The sequence below is a fragment of the Streptomyces tibetensis genome, assembly GCF_040647715.1.
GTDB lineage: Bacteria > Actinomycetota > Actinomycetes > Streptomycetales > Streptomycetaceae > Streptomyces > Streptomyces tibetensis_A.
Genome location: NZ_JBEZCR010000039.1, coordinates 1 through 1,139, shown reverse-complemented (window position 1 = coordinate 1,139; position 1,139 = coordinate 1). Strand labels below are relative to the sequence as shown.

Below are 1,139 nucleotides of genomic sequence, written 5' to 3'. Positions count from 1 at the left end.
GGCCGTTGGCTGGTGATCGGTCAGGACGGGGACTCCCTGATCCCCGACATCACCGCCGCCCTGCACACCGCCGGCGCCGACACCCACACCCTCACCCTCGACCCCACCACCACCGACAAACACACCCTCGCCACCCACCTCACCGACCTCGCCACCGCCCACCCCGACGGCCTCACCGGCATCCTCCTCGCCCCCACCCCCGTCACACCCGACCCCCACCAACCCCCACTCGACCCCGCCACCACCCTCACCCTCACCACCATCCAAGCCCTCACCACCACCCCCCTCACCACCCGCCTGTGGATCACCACCCGCCAAGCCACCACCATCCACCCCACCGACACCCCCAACCCCTACACCGCACGCCTATGGGGACTCGGCCAAACCGCCGCCCTCGAACACCCCCAACACTGGGGCGGCCTCATCGACCTCCCCCAACACCCCACACCCCACCACCTCCACCACCTCACCACCCACCTCGCAACCCACCACACCACCACCCCCCAACAACCCAACGAAGACCAAATCGCCATCCGCACCCACACCACCTACGCCCGCCGACTCACCCCCACCACCCCCACCACCACACCCACCCCCTGGACCCCACCCCCCGGAACCATCCTCATCACCGGCGGCACCGGCGCCCTCGGCACCCACCTCGCCACCTGGCTCGCCCACAAAGGCGCCAAACACCTCATCCTCACCAGCCGCCAAGGCCCCAACGCCCCCGGCGCCACCCAACTCCAACACCACCTCACCCAACTCGGCACCCACACCACCATCACCCCCTGCGACCTCACCGACCCCCACCAAATCCAAAACCTCATCCACCACATCAACACCCACCACCCACCCCTCCAAGCCATCTTCCACACCGCCGGAACCCCCCAGACCACCCCACTCACCGACCTCACCCCCACCCAAGCCACCCACATCCTGAACGCCAAAACCACCGGCGCCCAACTCCTCCACCACCACACCACCCACACCCCCCTCCACACCGTCGTCCACTTCTCCTCCGCCGCCGCCACCTGGGGCAGCAGCGGACAATCCCTCTACGCCGCCGCCAACGCCCACCTCGACGCCCTCGCCCAACACACCCACACCCAAGGCCAACCCACCACCTCCATCGCCTGGGG

At 69.1% G+C, this 1,139-nt stretch carries 1 protein-coding gene; it reads left to right on the top strand.

The annotated features are described in order from the left end of the window. On the top strand, positions 1–1,139 hold a 1,139-nt coding region (locus tag AB0B29_RS37700; protein ID WP_362247282.1), incomplete at both ends, for a beta-ketoacyl reductase.